14 protein-coding genes and 1 pseudogene are annotated in these 21,445 nt (G+C 71.3%); 7 read left to right on the forward strand and 8 right to left on the reverse strand.

Translation table 11 applies throughout. The annotated features are described in order from the left end of the window. From ACWEEU_RS27630 to ACWEEU_RS27645, 4 genes and pseudogenes are all read right to left on the reverse strand, one after another. Positions 1–103 (reverse strand): annotated as a pseudogene (locus ACWEEU_RS27630) (TerD family protein); the annotation flags it as partial. A 254-nt stretch (positions 104–357) separates the two neighbouring features. Then, positions 358–3,879 carry a hypothetical protein gene (locus tag ACWEEU_RS27635; protein WP_451735792.1) on the reverse strand — a complete coding sequence of 1,174 codons (3,522 nt, stop codon included), beginning with the start codon at positions 3,877–3,879 and terminating at the stop codon, positions 358–360. Between the two features lie 255 nt (positions 3,880–4,134). Then, positions 4,135–4,887 (reverse strand): hypothetical protein, encoded by a 753-nt coding sequence (locus tag ACWEEU_RS27640; protein WP_451735794.1) that lies wholly within the window; start codon positions 4,885–4,887, stop codon positions 4,135–4,137. A 364-nt stretch (positions 4,888–5,251) separates the two neighbouring features. Further along, positions 5,252–6,082 carry an oxidoreductase gene (locus ACWEEU_RS27645; RefSeq protein ID WP_451735796.1) on the reverse strand — a complete coding sequence of 277 codons (831 nt, stop codon included), beginning with the start codon at positions 6,080–6,082 and terminating at the stop codon, positions 5,252–5,254. 92 nt (positions 6,083–6,174) lie between these two features. Between ACWEEU_RS27645 and ACWEEU_RS27650 the strand changes: the two genes are divergently transcribed. Continuing rightward, on the forward strand, positions 6,175–6,750 hold the full coding sequence (locus tag ACWEEU_RS27650) for a TetR/AcrR family transcriptional regulator (RefSeq protein WP_451735799.1): 576 nt from the start codon (positions 6,175–6,177) through the stop codon (positions 6,748–6,750). 349 nt (positions 6,751–7,099) lie between these two features. On the opposite strand, the gene ACWEEU_RS27655 is transcribed toward ACWEEU_RS27650, so the two are convergent. Together ACWEEU_RS27655 and ACWEEU_RS27660 are read right to left on the reverse strand one after the other, a co-directional pair. Further along, the gene (locus ACWEEU_RS27655) at positions 7,100–7,591 is read right to left on the reverse strand and encodes a hypothetical protein (RefSeq protein WP_451735801.1); all 492 of its coding nucleotides are present in this window, start codon (positions 7,589–7,591) and stop codon (positions 7,100–7,102) included. Between the two features lie 354 nt (positions 7,592–7,945). Further along, entirely contained in the window at positions 7,946–8,230 is a 285-nt protein-coding gene (locus tag ACWEEU_RS27660; protein WP_451735804.1) for a hypothetical protein, read from the reverse strand. A gap of 138 nt (positions 8,231–8,368) precedes the next feature. On the opposite strand from ACWEEU_RS27660, the gene ACWEEU_RS27665 reads away from it, so the two are divergent. Together ACWEEU_RS27665 and ACWEEU_RS27670 are read left to right on the forward strand one after the other, a co-directional pair. Beyond that, the gene (locus ACWEEU_RS27665) at positions 8,369–9,574 is read left to right on the forward strand and encodes a hypothetical protein (RefSeq protein ID WP_451735807.1); all 1,206 of its coding nucleotides are present in this window, start codon (positions 8,369–8,371) and stop codon (positions 9,572–9,574) included. A 47-nt stretch (positions 9,575–9,621) separates the two neighbouring features. Next, a complete protein-coding gene (locus ACWEEU_RS27670; RefSeq protein ID WP_451735810.1) occupies positions 9,622–10,215 on the forward strand; it encodes a hypothetical protein in 594 nt (197 codons plus the stop codon). A gap of 72 nt (positions 10,216–10,287) precedes the next feature. Here ACWEEU_RS27670 and ACWEEU_RS27675 read toward each other — a convergent pair whose 3' ends face one another. Beyond that, the gene (locus tag ACWEEU_RS27675; RefSeq protein ID WP_451735813.1) at positions 10,288–11,685 is read right to left on the reverse strand and encodes a hypothetical protein; all 1,398 of its coding nucleotides are present in this window, start codon (positions 11,683–11,685) and stop codon (positions 10,288–10,290) included. Positions 11,686–11,924: 239 nt separating this feature from the next. On the opposite strand from ACWEEU_RS27675, the gene ACWEEU_RS27680 reads away from it, so the two are divergent. The 4 genes from ACWEEU_RS27680 (at position 11,925) to ACWEEU_RS27695 (ending at position 20,261) form a co-directional block, all read left to right on the forward strand. Next, a complete protein-coding gene (locus tag ACWEEU_RS27680; RefSeq protein ID WP_451735816.1) occupies positions 11,925–13,487 on the forward strand; it encodes a DUF2397 family protein in 1,563 nt (520 codons plus the stop codon). After that, on the forward strand, positions 13,484–14,722 hold the full coding sequence (locus tag ACWEEU_RS27685; RefSeq protein ID WP_451735819.1) for a DUF2398 family protein: 1,239 nt from the start codon (positions 13,484–13,486) through the stop codon (positions 14,720–14,722). Before ACWEEU_RS27680 ends, ACWEEU_RS27685 begins: the two co-directional genes overlap by 4 nt. Next, a complete protein-coding gene (locus tag ACWEEU_RS27690; RefSeq protein ID WP_451735822.1) occupies positions 14,719–18,900 on the forward strand; it encodes an SbcC/MukB-like Walker B domain-containing protein in 4,182 nt (1,393 codons plus the stop codon). Before ACWEEU_RS27685 ends, ACWEEU_RS27690 begins: the two co-directional genes overlap by 4 nt. A 98-nt stretch (positions 18,901–18,998) precedes the next feature. Beyond that, complete coding sequence (locus ACWEEU_RS27695; RefSeq protein ID WP_451735825.1) at positions 18,999–20,261, forward strand: DUF2399 domain-containing protein; 1,263 nt, start codon at positions 18,999–19,001, stop codon at positions 20,259–20,261. A 261-nt stretch (positions 20,262–20,522) separates the two neighbouring features. On the opposite strand, the gene ACWEEU_RS27700 is transcribed toward ACWEEU_RS27695, so the two are convergent. Next, the gene (locus tag ACWEEU_RS27700; protein WP_451735828.1) at positions 20,523–21,272 is read right to left on the reverse strand and encodes a 3'-5' exonuclease; all 750 of its coding nucleotides are present in this window, start codon (positions 21,270–21,272) and stop codon (positions 20,523–20,525) included. Positions 21,273–21,445: the final 173 nt, after the last annotated feature.

Below are 21,445 nucleotides of genomic sequence, written 5' to 3' on the forward strand. Positions count from 1 at the left end.
TGACGTTGATCGCCTCGTCGTCGCCCGCGCCCTCGCCCGTGCGGTTGTCACCGGTGTGGACGATGGAGCTGTCCGGGGTCTGCTTGTTGTGGCCGAAGACGAAGAAGAGCGGCCGGGACAGCCGGCGAGGCAGGCGGCCAGGACAGCCGGGGCGAAACGTTCCGCGTCGTCGTCCGCACCGACCACGGCCACCACGTCGTCATCATTGCCGACCAACTCACTGGCCTCTGCTGGGAAGCGGACTCGGTCGTCTGCCAGACACTGCCCGCCTACCTCCGCAACGCCCTCACCTGACGTCGAGGCCGTGAGGTGGCCGTGACGCCGCCGGCATGTGTCTGCTCCGTCGGCCGGGGGCGGTTACAGCATCTGGGCGTCGATGTCCCCTGCGGTGATCAGGGCGTTGCGTAGTTGCTGTGTGGGCTGGGCGAGTTGTGGGTCGGGGGGTCGCTGGCCGATCGCGGCCAGGAGGGTGCGGGTGTGCTGGCGGACGGTGGCGTCCCGCCACGGGTTGGTGCTGGGGTGGGCGACGAGCAGGGCGGTGAGTTGTGCGGCTGCGGGTTTGTCCGGGTGGTGGGTGGATCGCTCGGCGATGTGGTCCGTGTCGCGCAGGGCGGGCGTGTGGTGGGCGGAGGCAAGGGTGAGGTCGAGCCAGATCGTGTCGTCGATGCTGGTCAGGACGAATGTGCCCGCTCCCGCCAGGGCGCCTTCGGGAAGGTCTGCTGCCAAGGCGGCCCGCCATAGTTCCACTGCGGCGGCGGTGGCCGGGGCAGCGGCGGCGTGGGCAGCGCGGTGGGCGAGGAGTTCCAGCAGCCGGGACACCGCGGCCGCTCCGCCGTCCGCAGCGGCGAGCTCGGTGAGGAGCGCGGTCGGGTCGCTGAGGAAGTGCGGGTCGTCCAGGAGGGCCAGTGCCACGTGGGAGGCGGCCTCTGGTGGGGTGCTGGTGCGCAGTCGGTTCAGGAGTTCGGCGCGGTCGAGGTCGGCGAGCAGCGGAGGGTGGGCGGGGCCCCAGCGTAGCCAGGCGGAGGCGGCGGAGGGGGTGCCGTCGGCCGGCAGGTGCAGTAGGAAGCTGCGATGGTCCAGGAGCCAGTCTCGGGCCCGCTGGTGTAGCAGCGGCAGGTAGGGGCCGAGGGCGGCGGCGGTCCGGGGTTGGGTGCCGGTGGCTTCGGTGATGGTCGTCAGCTGGTTGAGGAGTCTGGTGGGCAGGTCGTCGCCGGGCACGCCGTGCTGGTGTTGTGCGTGTTCGAGGAGGCAGTGCAGTGCGCGGCCGGCGGGGTCGGTGCCGACGAAATCGGCTGGGAGCGTGCCGGGCGGGGTGTCGTCGGGCGTGCTGGCGGGTGGGGTGGTCAGGGGTGCGGTCAGGTCGTACAGGCGGTCCAGGACGGCGGGGAGGCCGTCACCGAGGTCGGTGTCGGTGCGCAGCGCGGTGAACACCAGGTCGAGCATGGCCTGTTCGGTCAGGTGTGCCGCGGACGGCTGGTCGTCGTCGGGGTCGGTCGCGGGAGGCTCGTTCGTGCCCGGGCCGGTGTCGCGGTGCGCTGTGAGGGCCGCCGTCGTGGCCTCGGCCAGGGCGTTGCCGGGGAATGCGTCGCGTCGGCGGATCTGCTCGGCGGCGAGGGACAGGTAGAAGGCGCGCAGGCGGGGCTGGGCGAGGCGTGCGGTGATCTCGGCCGGTGCCGTGGTCCAGGCAGCCGGATCAGTTTCGATCAGGACGCGCAGTACCTTCAGGTAGCGCCAGTCGCCTGCGTCGGGTGCGGCGGCTAGAGCGTCGGCGGCCGCGGCGGGGCCGTGTTCGGTGGCGATGGCCGCCGCCTGGGTCTCGTCGACCGTTGGCGGCGGACTGGTCGTGATCTGGACGAGCGGTTCGGCGGTGCGCGGGTCGGCCGGGCCGGACGGCTTGGCTCGGAGCAGCAGGGACAGCACCGGCTCCCAGGGGGTGAGGACGGGTGCGGGCAGCACGGGCGACCAGTCCCACACCCGCACCCAGGCCCGCGGTGGCAGCCCGGACGAGGAAGGGTCGTAGTCGGCGAGTTCCTTCGGGCCGGGCACAGGGCCGCAGGCGTCGGCTAGTTGCGCATGCAGGTGCGTGGCCGCCTCGGGCGGACAGTTGGTGAGCAGGTAGTCGACGAGCCGGGCGCCCTCCGGCGTCGGGCGGTGGGCCAGCAGCGCAGGAAGCAGCCCGGTGGCCTTCTCCCACCAGGTGTCGGCCTCCTGGGTGCCTGGGGTGGTGTCGGGCGGCAGCTGCTGGAGGTGGGCGGCCAGCAGCCGGTCGCGCAACTGGGGGTCTGCCTTCCCCAGCTGCCGCACCAGTGCCGCGGTGCGCTCCCCCAGCGGCACCCCGGCACGGGCGTCGGCCGCTGCCACGTCGAGGATCGCCCGCGCCAGCAGCGGGGCGAAGAAGGCCTCCGGGTGGTCCAGCGCGACCTTGTCCAGGTCCCGGCGGAAGACGGCGCTGTGCCGGACGGCCGGGTGGATGCGCTGCACACTGGCCTGCAGCATGGCGGCGAGCACGGTCCGGATCACCGGCAGGCACGGATGCGCCGGGCCTTCCTCGAGGCGGCGGGACGAGGGGTAGGCGGTGCGCCGCAGAGCCAGGAGCAGCTGGGCGGCCTCATATTCGGGCAGCCGGCCGGCGGGAAGCCGGGGGGTGCGCTCTGGGGTCTCGTCGCCGGGCAGGTCCCCGTCCTCGGTGGCTGTCCGGATCTCCTGGTCGTGCTCGGTGCGCACGAAGGCGGTCAGCAGCATCTCCACCGTGCGGATCCAGTCCTCATCGCGCTCCGCCAGCGGGATGTCGCCTGCCCAGTCGGCGGCCAGCCGCAGCAGCCAGCTGTCCGCCACCTGAGGCTCGCGCCCCTCGCGGGTCAGGGCGGACACCGCGGTGCGCACCTTTGGGTGCAGGCCGATGCCGGGGCGAGCGGCCAGGCGCAGCAGCGCGCCTATGGCCTCCGGGCCAGCTGCCGCCACTTGTGCGGCGTGCTCGGCCAGCCACGTCCGTGCCCGCTCGGGGGTGGCTTCGGTGAGATGGTCGAGGTAGGGGGCAGCGGGCCAACTACCTTCCGGGCTGGTGGTGTCGGGCAGCAGCCAGACCTCATCCAGCAGGTCCAGCCAGGCCGCGGCCGGGCGGGAGAGGAAGAAGTACCGCATCGCGCGCGGATCCGCCCACGCCTTCAGCCTCTCGGCGTCCTCGGCCGTGGGACGTCGCAGGCCGGTCAGCTCCAGAACCTCCGCGGCACGCCCGGGAAGGGGCACGAACACCTCGCGCGCCAGGCGCAGGACGCGCCGGTAGCGGGCGCGGGCCTGGCTGGAAGGGCTGCCGTGCAAGACATCCGACGTGCCACTGTAGAGCTTGCCCCAGGCGTCCAGGGCACTCTCCTGGGCCGCTCCCAGGCGCTGGCCCATCAGCCGCTCGGCCACGCCCATCACCCGGCGCCGGTGATAACCGCCCGGCCGCTCGAGTTCGGGGTGCAGCGCCTGGGCTGCCTCACGGATGTCGCGCAGGGCCGCTTGCGGGTCACGGTGGCGGCGCTTCTTCCTTCTGCCCTCCCCCGCTGCCGGTTCCTCGCCCGGGGGCTGGTAGGCATCCACGGCGTCCAGCAAGGCGCGGGCCGCGCTCTGCAGGCCGACCGGCTCGCGCCCGTCTTTCCGGGACCCGGGGAGCTTCAGCAGCGCGTCCACCGCGCCCCGTACGCACGTTTCGGCGATCTCCGCCTGCCGCTCGTAGCGCTCGTCCCCCAGCATCCGGTGCGCATCCCGCAGCAGCCCCAGCGCCCGAGCACCCGCCTCGCCCTGCTCCAGCAGCGACGCGGCCAACGCCTCGTCTACCGCCTCCAGTTCAGCTTCCGCACCGGGCGGGGCGGCAGTCGGCGGCGTCGCGTCGTCCATACGGGCCACCGTAGCGGCAGCGCGCTACCGATCCCCTGTGAACGCGGGTGCCTGCACAGTGCCGCGAGCGTGACGAAGGCACCGCCGGAAGGCGGAGCACCTGAGGGGCGGCTGGGAGCGGGACGGGTCTGCACCGAGGTACGCGGTGGCGAATTTGTGGAACGAGGCGGCATGACCCGCGCAGATGGCCGGGCCGACTGACCGGCGGGGCGGTCGTCCTGCTGGGCGGGTCAGTCCGGCCGCTCCGCCGTCCTGTCACCGCCGAGGGATCTCACCGCCCATGAGGTTCCGGAGGTGGTCCTGGCAGTTTCGGCGCCCCTCCAGTGGCGGCACGCCGGCGGCCTCGCCCGCATGCCAGATCACCTCGACCATGATCCCTGCCGCCTCATGCCACGCCTCGTCCCCGCTACGCGGTACGGCGGCCGCGCGGATCATCGCACGGGCGGCCTTCCTGGCGGCCACGGCGGTCGGCGTCGCAGGGCCGGTGAGGCCGGCCGCAGTGGCGTAGGTGAACGGAGACCGCCCGTGGGAGCGGATGACGTCAGAGCACAACGTGGGGTCGTCGGCGAAGACGTCGAGGGCGGCACGGGCAACGGTTCGGCCGTCGGGCAGTGTCCCGGCCTTCGACAGGGCGAGGAAGGCCGCATGGTAGGCCTCGGCATCCGGGGCGTAGGAGTGGGTGTCGAACCCAGCCCGGTTCAGGGCCGCCTCAGCGGCGTTGGAGCACGCGCTGTACGTTCGCTGGACCCTCTTGTTGTCGGTGGAGTAGTAGAGCTGTTCGATCTCCCCTCCCGCGGAATACCAGGTGCTCGCCTCTGTGGTTGCCGCATCGACGGCCAGGAGCTGGTCGGCCGTCTCGATCAGGCCGGCCGCCCGCAGTGCGCGGGCGAGGCGGCCCCAGCTGCCCTCGGAGGGCTGGCACATCTTGAGACACTCGGCATACGGCAGGCCGGTCACGGCCTGGATTCGGCGGGCGAGCTGCGCGGTGCGGGTCTGCTTCTTCGGCATCGTCGACTCGGATTCCGGCGGGCCATGCCCACGCCGTGCCCGCCCCGGTTGTCGATGCATTTGGCGATCTACGGGGAACGCGGGCCTGTGAGACCTTCACCCGGGATCGCCAGCTGCGTGGGAGCTGACGGCGGGGGGCTGTACGCGCCTAGCCGTCCGGCAGTCTAGCGGGCCGCTCCTGTGGGACGGGCCGGGTTCGGCAGCATCTCAGCCAGCTCATCGCGATCCTCAACAGGCTGGCTTTGTTCACGAGTTACGACGGCACTGGTAGGCGACTTCGGGAGGCACCTGGGCGGTCCCGGTGAATCGAACAGTTCACGAGATTCGACAGCACCCTGCCCGTTGTGAGTGCCTCCCGGACGGTTCAGCGGGGCATGCCGACGGCGCGGGAGATGACGGTGTCGAAGGTGCGGTCGGGCAGGATACGGCGCAGGGCGATGAGGGGGCGGGCGCCGAAGCCTGTGGCGTAGCGGGTCTTGGGGCGGCGGGCGGTGACGGCTTTGGCGATGGCGTCGGCGATGACGCCGGGCGGGGAGTTGCGGTTGGTGTTGGCCTCGGAGCGCAGGGAGGATGCCACGGCGGCGGCCTGCGCGGCGTAGGCGCCGTCGGCGGAGGACTTCTCCAGCTTGTCGGCGGCGATGGCGCCCCATTCGGTGGCGATGCCGCCGGGTTCGATCACGACGACGTCGACGCCGAAGGGCTTGGCCTCCAGCCGCAGGCAGTCGCTGAGGGCTTCCAGGGCGAACTTGGTGCCGTGGTACCAGCCGCCGAGCGGGGTGTAGATCTTGCCGCCCATCGAGGTGACGTTGAGGACGGTGCCGGATCGCTGGGCGCGCATGCGGGGCAGAACGAGCTGGGCCAGGCGGATCGCGCCGAAGACGTTGACCTCGAACTGGTAGCGGGCCTCGTCCAGGGGGACGTCTTCGAGAGCGCCGTAGGAGCCGTAGCCGGCGTTGTTGACCAGCACGTCGATGCGGCCGGTCTCGGCGGTGATCTTCTCGATGCCGGCGCGCATGGAGTCGTCCTCGGTGACGTCCATCGCCAGCGGCCGGATGCCGCGGTCGGCGAGCTTCTGCAGCCGGTCGGTGCGGCGGGCGGCCCCGTAGACGGTGTAGCCGAGCTCGTGGAGCTTGAGGGCGGTTGCTTCGCCGATGCCGGAGGAGGCACCGGTGACGAGGGCGGTCTTGGCGGGCATGGCGGAGTCCTCACGAATAAAATGAACTGTGGTTCACCATCTATAGTGAACCTAGGTTCATATTGATGCAAGTGGAAGGGCAGGCACCTCCCGTGACCCCAGCCAGGGCGCCGCGCGCCGACGCGGTCCGCAACCGGAAGAAGATCCTGGCCGCCGCCGGCGAGCAGATCACCGCGCACGGCCCCGAGGTCGGCATGGACGAGATCGCCGCCGCGGCGGGCGTGGCCGTGGGCACCCTGTACCGGCACTTCCCCACCAAGACGGACCTGGTCGCGGCGGTCGTCGCCGCCTACGTCGCCCACGTCGCCGACGACGCCGAGACCGCGCTCGGCCGTGTGGAGGCCGGCGCCCCTGCTGTGGACGAGCTGACCGCGTTCCTCGGCCGCGTCGTCGAGGCGTCGGTGACCGACCGCGCCGTCAAGGCCGCTGCCCAGACCCTGGGCGCGGAACCGGGTGACCGCGCTGATGAGGACCGCGCCGGTGCCGCTGTCGCCGCCCTCATCCGAGCCGGCCAGGCCGACGGCGACATCCACCCCGACGTCACCGTCAGCGACATCTACCTGCTGTTCTCCACCGCGCCCACCGACCAGCCGCCCGCAGCCCGCGCCCGCTGGCTCACCCTTGTCACGCCGGGGCTGACCACCCGGGGCCGGCAAGCAAGGAACTGACGCCGGAAGCCTCGGACCCCGGGTCAGACGGTGCTGTCGCTTCTCGTGAACGTCGAACAACGGCCGAGCCAGGGCGCTGTTCGAAGACGCATACATCCGCTGTCGCAACTCGTGAACAAAGCCAACAGGCCGCAAGCAATTGCCAGGGCACCAGGCGCAGCAGGAGGTCGAGGGTGGTGCGAAGGCCGCGGCGAGGGCGAGCGTGGCGGTGAGAGCGCCCAGCACGGCCGAGAGGCGCACCAGCCTGAGCAGTGCGTCAAGCCTGCTGCCGCTGCTGGCCTGGCCCTCTCCGCCGGGCCGCTCTGCCCGAGGCCTGTGTTGCTCCGGGGCAGAGCGGGTGCAGGAGGGGCTATGGGGTGGTGTCCTTGGCGGTGATGCGGTCGTCGAGGTAGATGACGGCCGTGGGCCCGTCCGCGCCGTTGGAGGGGATGACGTTGTCCAGAGCCTGGGAGATGGCGGCGCCGACACGGCGTCCGATCGAGCGGTCCAGTTCGGTCCAGGGGCTGCGCAGAGTGTTCGGCTGGATGTTGCGGCACCAGCTGAGCACGGCGGCGAGGGTGGTGCCGGACAGCGGCACCGTGACCATCGCGTCTTCCCCGGCGGTGACCTCGTCCTGCGCCGGGGGACGGAACGCACTGCCCTGTTCTCGTTCGTGCCCGGCGATGACCGTCTCGCTGTCCTTGGGGACGTTCTCCAGCAGGTAGGCCCAGGTGTTGCGGTGGCAGCGGATGCGTGCCACCCCCAGGCCTGCGGCCTTGGCCATGTCACCGCGGAAACTGTCGTAGCTCGCGGGCCAGTTGCTGTAGGGCGGCTTGCCTAACAGCTTGGCGATGAATCCCAAGAGTGCTCCTTATCTGAGGGTGCACGGACTTCAGGCACCGGTGATCGGCGTGAACGTGAGGGAAGCCTGCCACCACGCACCCAGGTCCATCCCACCGTTTACGGGCAGGGGGCCGTCGGTGCGCGGGGTTGCGGAAGACGGTCGCGGCCAGCAGCACGGTCGCTCCGCTCCCCCAGCGCCGGTGGCCAACTCGGCCCAGAAATTGGAGGGATCGCCGAGAAGGGCCGGAGCGGCCAGAAGCGCGGCGCTGTGTGCTCGGCTGCGCCGACGCGGGCGTCGCGCAGCGGGGCAAGCAGCTCGGAGCCCTCCGGCGGCGAGGATTTCCCGCTCGGGCGACACCGTACGTCGCGGTTTCTATGGGCGGTCGGGATACCAGGGGGCGAGGCGCAGCAGGAGGTGGAGGGTGCGGCGCGCGGCAGTGCGGTAGGCGGGGGTGGGGGCGTAGGCGGCACCGAGGGCGAGGACAGCGGTGAGGGCCAGGAGCAGCAGGAGGCCGGTGCCGGCGTATGCGAGTGCGGTGCGGCCGCTGGCGGTGGAAGCGAGGAAGAGCACGCTTGCGGCTGCGGGGGCCGTACGGGCGGGCAGATTGCGGGCACGACAGGAGTGGGCGAGGTGGGGCCGTCGAGGGCGCGCGGACATGGGCGAGCAGTTCCTTCCAGAGGCGTACGGGCGTACGGCGGTTTCCCGGGCCCTTTCGGGAACCGGTGGTATTCCCCAGTTCAGCGGGTACACGGAGCACGGTTTCCGGGTACCTCGCGGGGTTCTAAATTTGGGTGTGTGGCAAGAGGAGAGCCGAGTGCGGCGGATGTGGAGCTGATCGGGCGTCTGGCGGCGCTCGACGTCGCGGTGTCGGCGGCACAGCTGGAGCGGTGGCGGGGGCTGGGGCTGCTGCCCCGGCATGCGCGGGTGTGGCTGGGGCGCGGGCGCGGTTCGGTGTCGGTGCTCGCCGAGGAGACCGTCGCGGTGGCCGCGGTGCTCGGGCGGCACGCGCGCTCGGGGCGGGATGTGCGCTGGACGGTGATCGCCTGGTACGCCGAGGCCGGACTCCCCGTCCTGCCCGGGCAGTTGACGGTGCCGGAGCCACCGTGGCCGGCCGTGCGGGAGGCCCTGGTGTGGGCGATGCGGCGCTCGACGGCCCAGCGCCTGGTCGAGTCGGCCCGTACGGCGGCCCGCGGGAGTGAGGAGGAGCAGGACGCCTTCTACACCGAGGCAGGGCGGGTGGTGGGGCGCGGGCCCACCGGACCTGTGCACCCCGAGGTGATGCGGCGGGTCCTGGAGGATCCGGACGCCGAGCTCGACCAGGGTGAGGACCGCCGACGGCGGCGCGGGGCGGTGAGCATGGTCGCGGCCACGGCCATGGGCGCGGGCGAAGTCGGCGGCGAGCGGCTCGTCGACGCGCTCGCCACCCTCATGCCCGGCCTCGGCTGGACCGGCGTCGCCGCAGATGCGCGGCACGCCGAGGAGGCGGGCGAGTTCGACGGGTGGATCCGAGCCGGGGCCGTCGACCCGCTCGGCCGGCTCCAGGCGGCCGGTCCCGAGGAGATGGCCGCCGCGCGCCACGCCGCGATGGTGCTGGCGGGGATCGGTGGCCTCTATGTGATGCACGGGCTCGGGATGCCCGACAACCCCGCCCTCGCCCGCCTGCGGGCGGTGCTGGAGGAGTCCGGCCTCTCCCTGATCGCCGCTCAGATGGTGCCGATGATGATCAACCCGTCGGGCATCGTGCACGCCCTGACCATGTGCCTTGCCCCCGAGATCGCCGCGCTCGCTGGCTGGTTGGAGTCGGTGCTCCCCGAACAGACCGGCACCGGGCAGGGGCTGCTGCGGCTGCCCGGTGCCCAGAAGGAGGGACCGAAGGCGTTCATGCAGGCATGGATCGACCACCTCCACGAGCTCGCCGACCAGGCACGCGCCCGCCGCACCGCCACCACCCAGGCCACCAACGGGCCGCCGGCACCGGACCCATCTTCACGGCCGCATTGAAGCATCCCCGGCGACGAGACGGGGCCGTCGGCTTCGGGGAGAGGTGGATGCGCTCCACGTTCTGCAGTCTCGTCTCCGGCTCGCCCAGAGGTCGGGGTGAAGCACTGGCCGAGGCGTTCACCGGGCTCAACCTGTACGGCCTGACGGTCGAGGACTGGCAGCAGATGCTGAGTGCGGCCGAGCGCGGCGAGGAGCCCCCCGTGGACTGGACGCTGTTCGAGCGGTACGCGGACGCGGTGGACTCGGTCAAGCGAGCCAGTGACGAGGAACTGGTGCGGTCCCGGACGGTACTGATCGGCCTGCGCGGCTTCTACTGCATGTACCTGCTGCACGGACTGCTGCTGCCGGACACCCCGGCACAGGCCGCGCTACGGCAGCGGATCGACAACCTCGGCGTCTTCCCGCTCCTGGACCTCGTCATCGTCGTGGACCCCTCCCCCGGCCAGTTCGCCCTGGGCCTGACCGTCTGCCTCCAACCGTTCTACGACAACCTCTACGAGACGCTCCTAGAACAACTCATGGAAATCCCGGACATCTTCAGCATCCCCGGCGACGAGACCGGGCCCGCCGGCTTCACCGAGACGTGGGATCCGCACCCTGCACGAGCTGACGAACCCTGCACCGCAGGAAGGCGGCGGTGAAGACAGCGGCCCAGGTGAACAGAGCGACTGAATGGGCGGTGATGCCGGCCGTGACAGCGGGGCCGTGCTGTCTCAGGCCCGGATGTCGTCCTGTGGCGGTGATTGCTGGAAGAAGGCATGTAGGGGGTCGTCAATGGTGCGTGCGCAGCTGGTGCAGTGGGCTGCGGCGTCCAGGAGAGGTGCGAGGTCTTGAGTGTCGCTGGGGGTGAGGATGAGCCAGCGTAGGACGACCTGCCGGGTGAGCAGCCTGAGCTCACGCAGTTCGGTCAGCTTCTTTGTCTCCTCCTGGGGGGCGAGGAGGTCTCCGTGTACGTATTTCGAGCGTGCGCTGTACGCCTTCTGCACCCTGTCCTCGACGTCCCTGCGCAAGGGAGGGGGGAATAGCGAGGCTGTCCGGGTCCGGATCCGTTCGCTGATGCCTTCGTGCTTGTCGTCGGGGCTGACCATCAGGGCTTCCAGCGCGATGACGTAGTCCAGGTGGAGCTCGTCGGCTTCTTGATCCCACACGCCGTCGTCGTGGTAGGTGCGCTGGTAGGCCTGCAGCAGGTGGCGGGCTGCTCGTGCCAGACGCCGGGCACGCTTCTTGGGCAGGCTCCGGCCACTGGTGGCACCGTCCATGACAGCGTCGATTTTTGCCGTCAGGGCGATGCAAAAGGTCTGCAGCCTCGGCAGCTCTGCACGAGTGACGTTGAGGCCTCGCCACTCGCGGACTTCGACCTCTTCAAGCCTCCCGTTGTGATTCTCGTAGATCTGAATGGTGGTGGGCACACGGCTTTTCTGCAGGCCGAAATCGCGGCCCCGCGCGACGTCGAATACGGAGTCGACATGCATTAGGTCGTCACTCCACAACATCAGCGGCAGGAGTGCCCTCCAGTGCCGGGCTTCCGGTCGGGGGCCGGAGAAGTCGAACCAGGGTGCGCCGCTACGGTCGGACGTGCGCCCGGCATCAGGGGCGTGGATGAACGGTGCACCGGCCAGAAGACGGAAGTCGAGCCCGCCCGTCTGGAGGTCGTGGAGGGCGGGCATGGGGCTCAGCTGCTTGAGCTCGTCGGCGGTGAAGCTTTGCAGGGTGTAGCGGCCCAGCGGAATCCGCGTGCCCTCGGGCATTTCTCCGGTCAGCAGGAGCCAGTCCTCCACTGCCGGCGCGGGCGCGGTGCAGAAGGCGACGAAGCTGTCCGCGACCTCGTCGACCGGCACCGTCGCCTCCTGGGCGATCAGACGGGTCGCGTTCCCCAGTCCCGATCCACCCAGAAGCGTGGACCATCGAGGCACCCAGTCACCGTCGACCTTGCCGTAGAGGTCGCGGTTCTCCGATATCGGTGCCGCCCGGACCACCGCATTACTCAGGGCCTCCCACCCGGGCACCGCCGAGAGCGCCACATCGGTGATGGCATGGGGCACGGGGGAGAGTTCGCGTGCCTGCTCGAGCCAGGTAAGGACGGCCTGACGGAGCTGGGAAGTGTCTTCCATGCGGCACGAACGTAGCGGACCTTCACCAGCCGCAAGGCCCCAATCGCCAGACGGCCTCACCGACCGAGGCCGCTTGTTCTGCCATTACTCAGGCGCGCCCACCGGAGGCGTGCCGATGTCGCGTGGGAGGTCCGGCCGCCGCACCTGTCGGATGTCGGGTGTCGCCGGTTTCTGACCTGATTGTCAGTGCTCACATTTAGCCTCTTTTCGGACATTAGGGTCTTGGTTGGGAGGTGTTTGTGAGTACCGCGATTCCGCAGGTCTTCGCGAGCGACGGCGATACGGACTGGGTCGTCGAGGGCTGGGCTGACACGGGCATGGCCGCGGGAGACCCGGCGCGGGTGGTGGGCTACCTGCTCAGTCCACTGCGCGGGCAATACCAGGCGATCATGGATGTGCTCGAGCAGTCGGTGGACCATCTGACCCCGGCTGAGGTGCGCGCTGCGCTCACGGCTGCGGGGATGGATCTGCCGCTGAGCGTGGTGACCGCGCGATTGCGCGCGCTCAGTGACACCTTCCTCGCCGTCTCCGGACGGCCGGACTCGGACGTGGAGCGGTGGCACGAGCTGAACGGGGCGCGCTGGCGGTACAGCGCGACACCGCGCGGACGCCTGGTGCAGCGGCTGTGGGCGCAGATGGCCAGTGACGGCCTCGTGCCGCGGGAGATCCCCATCGATGGGCTGTCCAGGATCCACCGGGCCCTGGCCGCCCTGAACGACGACGAGTCCTCCGACGCCGGTCTGTCGGACCTGGCGGGGCAGGTGTTCGTCGAGCACGATCACCTCGATGGAGCGATGGTGGGCCAGGCGGACATGCTGGCGCAGCTGGCCAACCGGTTCGACCTGGACCTGCGGGCGACCGGTGAGCTGAAGCAACTGATCCTGGAGTACGCCACGCACGTGGTGGTCCAGCTGGATGCGGCCGTGGTCCGCATCCATGCGGAGCTTGTCCGGCTGCGGCCGCGTTTCGCCGAACTCGCGGCAGCGCGGTGCCGGCAGTCTCCCGCGGGGGCACTGGTGACGCGCGGGGTACTGGCACCGGCGCGGGGACTGCGGGCGGCGGACTGGGAGCAGCTGCTGGGGTGGTTCTCGCCCGGGAGCGGCAAGGCGGCACGGTTCGGGCTGCAGCTGGTACGGGCGATTCCGATGCTGCATGCCAATCTGCTGCGGCACCAGAGTGTGGCCGGTCCGGCGACGCTGCGGGCGCGGGCGCTGTCACTGGCGGTTGCCTGCCAGGATCCTCGCTATGGGCGGGCGGTACTGCGCCAGGCGCTGGCGGACCGGCCGTGGACGAAGCTGCACACCATCGCGGAGGGCGACACGGGTGAGGTCCTGTCGTGGCACGAGGGGCCTCGGGTGGCCGCGCTGGCGATGCTGCGTGCCAGCGGGCAGAGCTCCCCTAGGGGCCGAGTGTCGGGGCGCAAACCGCGCGATGAGAGTGCGGCGGCGCAGCGGCGGGCGGAGCGGCGGGCGGAGCATGCCGTGGCGGTGGCGGAGGTTTTGGGGGGAGCAGGCCGCTTGTCGGAGCGCGCCTGCCGACTGGCGCTTAGGGCGGTGATGGCTGCCGCGCGGGCGCCGGAGGCTGCCGGGGGGCGGGTCGGCGAGGCTGAGGGCGTGGGGTGCACGCTGACGACCGTGGAGGGGGTGGTGGGGCGGGTCGACGGTGTGCGGTGGTCGGTGCTGGTGCCCGGCCGGCTGATCCTGTTCCATCCGCCGAACCGGGCGGTCGCCGCTCGGCGGGTTCCGGCGGGGCGGCAGGCCGCACCGGCCGAGCTGGCCGTGCTGGTCGAGGCCGCCCGGTGAGCGGGGTGCTGGGCGGGCTGGTCGGCTGGCGGTCGTGTGAGGACGAGCATGAGGCCGTCGCGTCGCTGGTGCGCCGGCTGAGGGCACAGCCCTGGCTGGTCGGCGGGCGGGACGACGAGCTCATCGAAGCGGTGCACCGTCATGCCGCGGCGGTGCGGTCGGCCCTGGCGGTGGTGGGCTGCGCCGTGACGATCGAGCCGGATCTGGTGCGGGTGCACACGCCCGTGGAACCGGTCGGTCTGATGCCTGACGGGGCGGCCCCGGAGGGGATGTGGCTGTGGCTGACGGTCGCGGTGCTGGAAAGCCTTCCCCCCAGGGTCCGGCTGGGTCAGGTGGTGGGCGCGGCTCGCTCGGCCGCCGCGGAGGTGGACATCGGGGTGACGCAGTCGCAGCCCGAGCTGCGGGCGTTGGTCACCGGCCTGCGAATGCTGTGCGAGCGCGGGATTCTGAGCGAACTCGACGGCCGGGTCGATGACCTGATGGACGGTGAACTGGATCCGCCGGTGCTGCTGCGGATCCACCATGCCCGGCTGCTGCACCTGCTGCCCCGCAGCGTTCCCCTGGACGACGAGGGGCAGTGGGTGTGTGACCCCGTCCAGGACCCGCAGGGCTGGCTGCACTCGCTGCACCGCGACAGTGATACAGGGCTGCGGGTGTGCGGCATGCTCGCCGACCGGGCGGTCGTCCACGTCTGCGACCTGGACGACGCGGAACGGCAGTGGTTCAGCACCCACCTCGCCCGCGAAGGGTCCCGCGTGGCCGAGCTGTTCGGACTGCACCTGGAGCACCGGCTCGAAGGGGCGAGCCTGGTGGTGCCCGAAGAGATCAGCGACGACCGGGTGCTGGGCTCGTTCCGCTTCCCTCACTACCAGCAGCGAGGCACCGGCACGCTCCGGCACGCCGCCTTGCTGGTCATCGACTACCTGACCGGCAAGGGCGAGCGGGGCGGGCCGGCAGCTCCCGGTGAAGGCTGGTGCGGCGCCGCCGCCTCCACTGTCGTACGCCAGCTGGCTGAACTGGGGCTACGGCACACAAGGTGGCGGGGAGAGTACCGGCGGCGGCCCGAGCAATTGGCGGCTCAGATCCGGGATCTGCTCGAACGGGCCGATCTGCTGCGCGTCGCCCCCGGCTACGAGGACTGGTGGTGGCTGTCGCCTGCAGCGGCCCGCTGGACCGTCGTCCCGCAGGACAACGACCTCGCCGACCCCGCACCCACCGCTGGAACGGAGAAATGATGGACCAGTTGACTGTCCCCGCACGATGGGCTGCTCGCTGGCACCTGACCGGTGCGGGAGTAGAGAACGTCTGGCTCTTCCCCCGCGAGGTCATCGACTGCCCTTCCGGCCGGATCCTGGTGACGGGGCCGAACGGCACCGGCAAGACCACCCTGCTGGAGAAGCTCTGTCCTCACCTCCTCGACCCCACCGCGGTGCAGAACCTGAGTTCGGGCAAGAACCGGGGCACCACCCTGGAGTCCCTGATGAAGACCGGCAGCACGGGACGGCGCAGGGTCGGCTACGTGTGGCTGAGCTTCAGCCCTCCACAAGCCGGGCCCGAGGCCGGCACCCAGACCGCGCACTACGGGCTGCGCCTGGACTACGCGCAAGGCACCAACCCTGCGGTGGTGCGGACCGGATTCATGATGCCCGCGGTGCCCGGCTCGGACCGCGACGACCTCAGCGTGCTCAGCCTCGAGGCGTTCACCCAGTACGTCACCGGCCACGGCGGCACGGTGTTCGACCGCCTCGACGCATACGTCACCGATCTGGCCGAGCGCGTCTTCGGCTGCCCCCCGGCCAAGCTGCAGCAGATCGCCCACCGCATCAAGAAGCTCCGCAACCCCGGTCTGCTCGGCGAGCTGACCCCCGGCCAAGCCGAGCAGGAACTGCACGGTGTCCTGCCGCGCGTCAGCCCCGAGGTCCTGCACGTGACGCGGCAGGCACTGGCCGCCGCCGAGGCCACACGCGCCAGGTACACGCAGGCCGAGAAGACCGCCGTCCTCCTTCACGACCTTTCCGCGGCCTGGCTCCACTCCTGTGCACGGACCGTGCTGAGCACCATCGACGACGCCCTGGAACACAGCGCGGCCTGGCACCAGGCTCAGGCCGAAGCCGAGGAGGCCGAAGCACACGCCGCGACATCGGCACAAAGACACCAGGAACTGATCGCTCTGGTGGCCGAACTCGACGTGCTGGAACGAGAGACAGACAGCCGCGCACGGACCCTGGAGCAGGACGCTTCCTCCAGCGACCTGGCCCAGGCCCGCGAGAGAGCCGACTTGTGCACCACGGGGCATCAGCAGGCCGAGGAACTGCTCCTCGCCCGCCGCGAGGCAGCGGCGGGCGCCGCCGAGCATCTGGACGTGGCGGTGGCAGGGGTACGCGAGGTGATGGAGTCCGTGACCCGCACCTGCGCGGAAGCGGGCGTACCGGGCCCGGTCGCCTCCCCGGTCCACGTGGAGGCGACCGAGCAGACTCCCGTGACGATCGGGGGGCGTGATTTCGGTACGCTCACCGAGATCACCGCCGAGGTCAGTGAAGGTGCAGTCGACCAGGCCGTATCGGTGCTTGAGGAAGCAGGACGCAGGCAGCAGCAGCGCAGCCAGAACGCCCACGTGCTTGTGCTGGCCCACCACGGGGTCGACGAAGCACAGCAGGAAGGCAACCAGGCGCGGGCCCGGGCGGATGCGGCCGCCGAGGCAGCCGGCATGGCCCTGGCACGACACCGCGAGGCACACGATGCCGTACAGGCCACAGTGACCGATCTGTCCGGTGCCGTGCAGCGGTGGGCGGTCGCCACGCAGGCCGCTGTGCGCACGCCCGGCTTCGATCTGGCCGCGGTCGCGGCCGACGCCCGCGCGTGGCCGCTGACACAGGAGTTCACCGGTGCCGTGCGCGATGCCGCCGTCCTGGCGGGCCGCGTGACCGCGCTGGCAGCCGACTTCTCAAGTCGGGTCAGGCAACGCGCCCAGCATCACCAGGAGCAGGCTGATGCGTTCCGCCGGGCGGCCGCGCAGGCAGCCGAACGGGCCCGGATGTGGAGCAGCGGGAAGCTGCCAGCGGTGCCCGGCCCGGCGTGGGTGGAGACGTCCGACGACAGCGACTGCTTCGCCATGGCCGTCGACTGGCGCCCGGGCGCCTTGCCGACCGGAGTGGCCAGGGACACGGTGGAAGCGGCCATGGCCGCCGCCGGTCTGCTCTCCGCCACGCTGTCACCGCAGGGCCTGGCAGGTGACAGCGGCTGGCGGGTGCGGGCCTTGGGCCCGGAGCTGCCCGCTCAGGACAGTCTCGCGTCCGTCCTCACCGCCGTGCCCGGCCGGCTCACCGAAGTGACTCAGGCCGTCTTGAGACACATCGGGTATGCGCCCACCGCCACCCAGGAGCCGGTCGGCAATACTCCGGATCTGCTGATCGGCGCCGACGGCACCTACCGCTGCGGCCCTCTCACCGCACGGCCGCCCTGGGCGGTGCACGGCGGTGCGCCCATGGCTTCGCACGTCGGTATCGAAGCGCGGCGCACCGCAGCCCAGCGGGCGGCGGCCGCAGCCCGGCGCGAGTGCGACCGCTGCGAGCAGGCGGCGACACGGCACGCGCGGGCCTCGGCCCGGTTCACGCAGTACGAGGCTTTGGTGGCGGAGGTGGCCGAGCGGTTCCCGCATCAGCTGTCGGGAGCAGCGTCGCAGGCGGAGGCCGTCCGCGCCGAGTGCGCGGTGTTCGAGCAGGACGCCCGTGCCCGTGCCACCGAAGAGGACAGGCTGGCGCAGGAGAAGGAAGGGCAGTTCCGCCGCGTCCTGGCACAGTGGCGTGCGCAAGCCGCGGCGTACGGGCTCCCCGACCGCCTGGATCTGGTCCGCGGCGAAGCGGAGACATCTGCCCGGCGGGCCGACCTCTTGGGCCACGCCGTCGATGAGATGCGCGGTGTCAGCGCCCTGCTCGACGGCGTTGCGCGGGCGGCGCAGCGTGCCACCGTCGCACGTCAGGAGGCGGACCTCAGCAGACAGGGCGCTGTTGCCAGTTTCGGGCGGCTCAGCCATGCCCTGGCTGCGCTGCAGGCATGCCAGCAGCGCAGCGGCATGGACGAACGTGCCCTCGTGCACGAGGCGGTCACGGCCCGGCAGGCACACCGCGACGTGCAAGAACGCCTGACACAGGCCCGTACAGATCTGAGCGAGGCGAACGCGGACGCGGCCGCGGCCGGACAGACGAGGAAGGATGCGGCGCGGCGGCTGCAGGAAAGCCGGCCCCGGGCCGAGGCCTGCCTGAACGAAGTACGCCGGTGCCTCGCCCTCGACGGCCTCGTCCAAGCCCTGGCCTGGGCGCAAGCGGACACCGCACCGGGCTGCGAGGACGCCGGACCCTGGCTGAAGCAACTGCGTGACCGGCTGACCACAGTCCCACGGCCGTCGGCGGGTCTCGATGCGTGCGCCGACGCACTGCGCCACCACCTGGTCGCGGCGGCAGGCGAGGACTGGAGCATGGGACACGGTCCTGCACCCGAGAAGATGCCCACCCACCAGATGTCCCTGGCCGGCAGACGCATGTCCCCGCACGAAGCCGCCCAAGTGGCCGAAGAACGCCAGGCAGAGGCGCTCGCTGCCTACAGCGCAGCAGATGAGCATGCTCTGGAGAACTTCGTCCTCGGCCGGATCCCCGCGGCCATCAGTACCGCCTGGGTCGAACTGCAGGACTGGGTCGGCACGATCAACGACCAGATGAAACTGACCGCCGCCTCCTCCGGTGTCGGCGTGCAGATCGAGATCGCCTTGCGCCGCGACCTGACCCCCTCCATCGCCACCATCCACCACCTGACATGCGAGGTCGGTGAGGCCGAACGCACACCGGAACAGCAGCGCCGCATCGGACAGGAACTCCTGGCGGTCCTGCGGCTCGGCGAACAAGACCATGCCGGCCCCACCACCCAGCGGGCCGACCGGCTGTCCGAAGCCATCGACATCCGCACCTGGGTCACTGTGAAGTACATGATCACCCGGCCCGGTGCGACACGACGTGAACGCTGGGGCGCCCGCGGCGTGACCGTCTCCAAAGGCGAAAGCCGCCTGATCGTCCTCGCCCCCCTCCTCGCCGCCCTCGCTGCCGAATACCGCGACCTGCCGCCGCACGCGGCACGCCTGTGCGCCTTGGACGAAGTACCCGGAGACGTCGACGACCAGGGCAGAGACGGCATCGCCGCCTACCTCGCCAGCCTCGATCTGGACTTGATGAGCACCAGCCACAACTGGGACGGCTCCCCCGGAGCCTGGGACGGTATCGACATCTTCGAACTCGAGGAGGGTCCCGATGACACCGTCATCGCCTTCCCCGTCCGCGTCTACGGCCCCCAGCTCCAGTACGCCACCGGCCACCACGCCACAGCAGCCCCTGACACGGCCGCACCGTCTTCGGCAGGCTCATGATGACTCTCCCCAGCGGCGGCCCGACCACCTGTCCCGAACAGCTCTGCCTCAACGGAGCCTGCCGGAAAACCGATCTGACCCCTTTACTCTCGCCCAACGTGCGGTGGCTGTGGGAACAGGTCGCCCAGCGGGCCGACCAGCGCGGTGACGCCGTCATGAACAGCGGCGCGATGACGATCACCACGCCGCACTCGCCCGCGCAGCGCGCCGCCGTGATCGGCCTGCTGGCCGCGCGTGCCCTCCCACCCGGTGTCACCCGGCGCATCGACCTGGACCAGCTCACCCAAGCTCTCAGCCGACGCACCCCCGACCTGACCCCCGGAGCGGTCACCGCACACGCGCTGGGCCGACCCCTGGCCACACACGTAGCCGACAAGGCCCGGCACACCGCCCGCCTCACCACACTGCAGCACCTGCGCAGCCGCCTGGCCCGCGCCCTTCCCGCCACGGCACCGGTGCGGCCGGACGACGCCGGATGGGACACCCTGCGCCGCCGCGGCACCCTCGCCCGACTCCAGCAGCACCCTGATCCCCACCACCTGCTGAGGGCTTGCTTCGCCGTGCTGCACCACCTGCCCGCCGCAGGCCGGGCCGACCGGCGCCGCCTCGCCCACACGGCCACCGGCGACCCCCACGCTCTCGATGCCGGGACCGACCTCGCGTGCCTGGTCCTCGCCGAAGCCGCCACCTGGAGCCGCGCGGACACCGCAGGAGCGGCCCGAGAGGCCTGGGACCGGCTCGGTGTCGATCTGGACACCCTCACCGGCGGACTGCTCACCCTGGGCGTCCACCCCGCAGGCTGGCACATCCCCGCCAACCAGCCCATCGGCCTGACCCCACGCGTGCTGCGCGACGCCCAGTGGCCGGCACCCCGGCAACACGACCACCCCTGGGTCTTCCTCACCGAAAACCCCGCCGTGGCCGCCGCGGCCCTGGACCAAGTCGAAAGCCCCGTACGGCTGCTGTGCACCGTGGGGACCCCTTCGCGCACGGAACTGCACGCGCTCGCCCGGCTCGCGGACAGTGGCTGGCGCATCGCCGTGCGCGCCGACTTCGACGCAGCCGGTCTCGCCCTCGTACGGGCCGTCCTGGACGCGGTCCCCGCAGCCGAGGCATGGCGCATGACAGCCGACGACTACACCGCCAGCCTGCACCCCTCACCCTTCGAGCCAGGTGCTCTCGACTTCGACCGCCTCGGCGACACCCCCTGGGACCCCCCGCTCGCCGCCACCATGCGCGCCTGCGGCCGGCCCGCCTACGAAGAAGGTCTCCTCGGCCCGCTCCTCACCGATCTCCGCCAGGGTTACCCGTCCGCCAGTGCACCGGTCTACGGCCACACGACGGCAGGGGCGTGCCGGTGACGGCAGCAGCCGACCGGCCTGCTGATCAATGGGTCCGTGACCGTGGCGGCGTGGCTGGGCCGCTGGCCGACTGCGCCGCTGCGCACGGAACTCGCCCTCGGCGTCTGGGGTGTTCACCAGCGACCTGGATCAGCGCGATGCCACCACCGCGCAGCGGACCTATCGGGTCACCGGGTCCTGGTGAACGGCAACATGGAGATCCACCCCGCCAGTCCCCGGGCGCTGCCGCACCCGGCTTGCTCGACCGGGCAGCACGTTCCGCTACACCGCCGAGGCCAGGCTATGCAGGCAGCGCAGCAGGGCCCGACATTTGTCTGCCGCGTCATAGCGGCCACCCAAGCGCTGACAGCGGTACTGCGAACGATCGACTGCCCACAGCCCCGCGGCCACCGCGGCAGGCGCCATGGCATCCTCCCAGCGACTTCCGGCCAGCCAGGCCCGCACCGCCGAGACGTCGGCATGGTGGCGCAGCAGTTCCCGGGCCAGGACACCGCAGTCGAAGCGGGCGTTGTAGGCGACGCAGCGCCGCCCCGCCACCACCCCGGTCAGCTCTGGCAGGAGGTCGGGGAAACGAGGAGCGCGGGCAACGTGGGAGCCGGTGATGCCGTGCAGCCCGCTGGCCGCCACCGTGATCGGCTCACCCGGGTCGACGAGCTCGTCCACCAGCGTCCGGCCCCGGCCGTCCAGTACCGCGACCTGTACCGCCCAGGCCCGCGCGCCCAGGCCGGCGGTCTGGACATCGATCACCAGCAGCGCCGGATCAGCCAGCACGGCGCGCGCCCAACAAGCCACCCGCTGCCGCTGACGGGACCAGCAAGACGGCCGGCGCAGCATCCTGACCGCATCGTCCAAACTGCGGCACTGCTCGGCCGCGGACTGCACGTGCCACAGACCGTCGCCGTCGGGGCGGGCATGCACCGTGCCGAGATACCGCTCGTGCTGATAGACGCCCCAGGTCGGCCGCTCGGTGTCGCTGGGCCGCACCAACCGCACCGGCAACCCGTCGACCATCCGGCCGAACGAATCCCCCCATTGGCCCGCCAGCGCAGCGCACGCTTGACCGCACCGCCCCTCGTGGGTGCGGCAACGGACAGCCTCCAGGCACCCTCCTCCCATCAATTCCATTCATCGATCATGGAAAGACGTCATTCCCCTCCCCTCCACACACCGCGCGACACGCCGAA

It is taken from the genome of Streptomyces sp. NPDC005004, assembly GCF_053600675.1.

Coding starts and splice junctions, on each gene's coding strand:
- ACWEEU_RS27635 (WP_451735792.1), bottom strand. CDS start 3,879: ATGGACGACGCGACGCCGCCGACTGCCGCCCCGCCCGGTGCGGAAGCT.
- ACWEEU_RS27640 (WP_451735794.1), bottom strand. CDS start 4,887: ATGCCGAAGAAGCAGACCCGCACCGCGCAGCTCGCCCGCCGAATCCAG.
- ACWEEU_RS27645 (WP_451735796.1), bottom strand. CDS start 6,082: ATGCCCGCCAAGACCGCCCTCGTCACCGGTGCCTCCTCCGGCATCGGC.
- ACWEEU_RS27660 (WP_451735804.1), bottom strand. CDS start 8,230: ATGTCCGCGCGCCCTCGACGGCCCCACCTCGCCCACTCCTGTCGTGCC.
- ACWEEU_RS27670 (WP_451735810.1), top strand. CDS start 9,622: ATGCGCTCCACGTTCTGCAGTCTCGTCTCCGGCTCGCCCAGAGGTCGG.
- ACWEEU_RS27675 (WP_451735813.1), bottom strand. CDS start 11,685: ATGGAAGACACTTCCCAGCTCCGTCAGGCCGTCCTTACCTGGCTCGAG.
- ACWEEU_RS27690 (WP_451735822.1), top strand. CDS start 14,719: ATGATGGACCAGTTGACTGTCCCCGCACGATGGGCTGCTCGCTGGCAC.
- ACWEEU_RS27700 (WP_451735828.1), bottom strand. CDS start 21,272: ATGGTCGACGGGTTGCCGGTGCGGTTGGTGCGGCCCAGCGACACCGAG.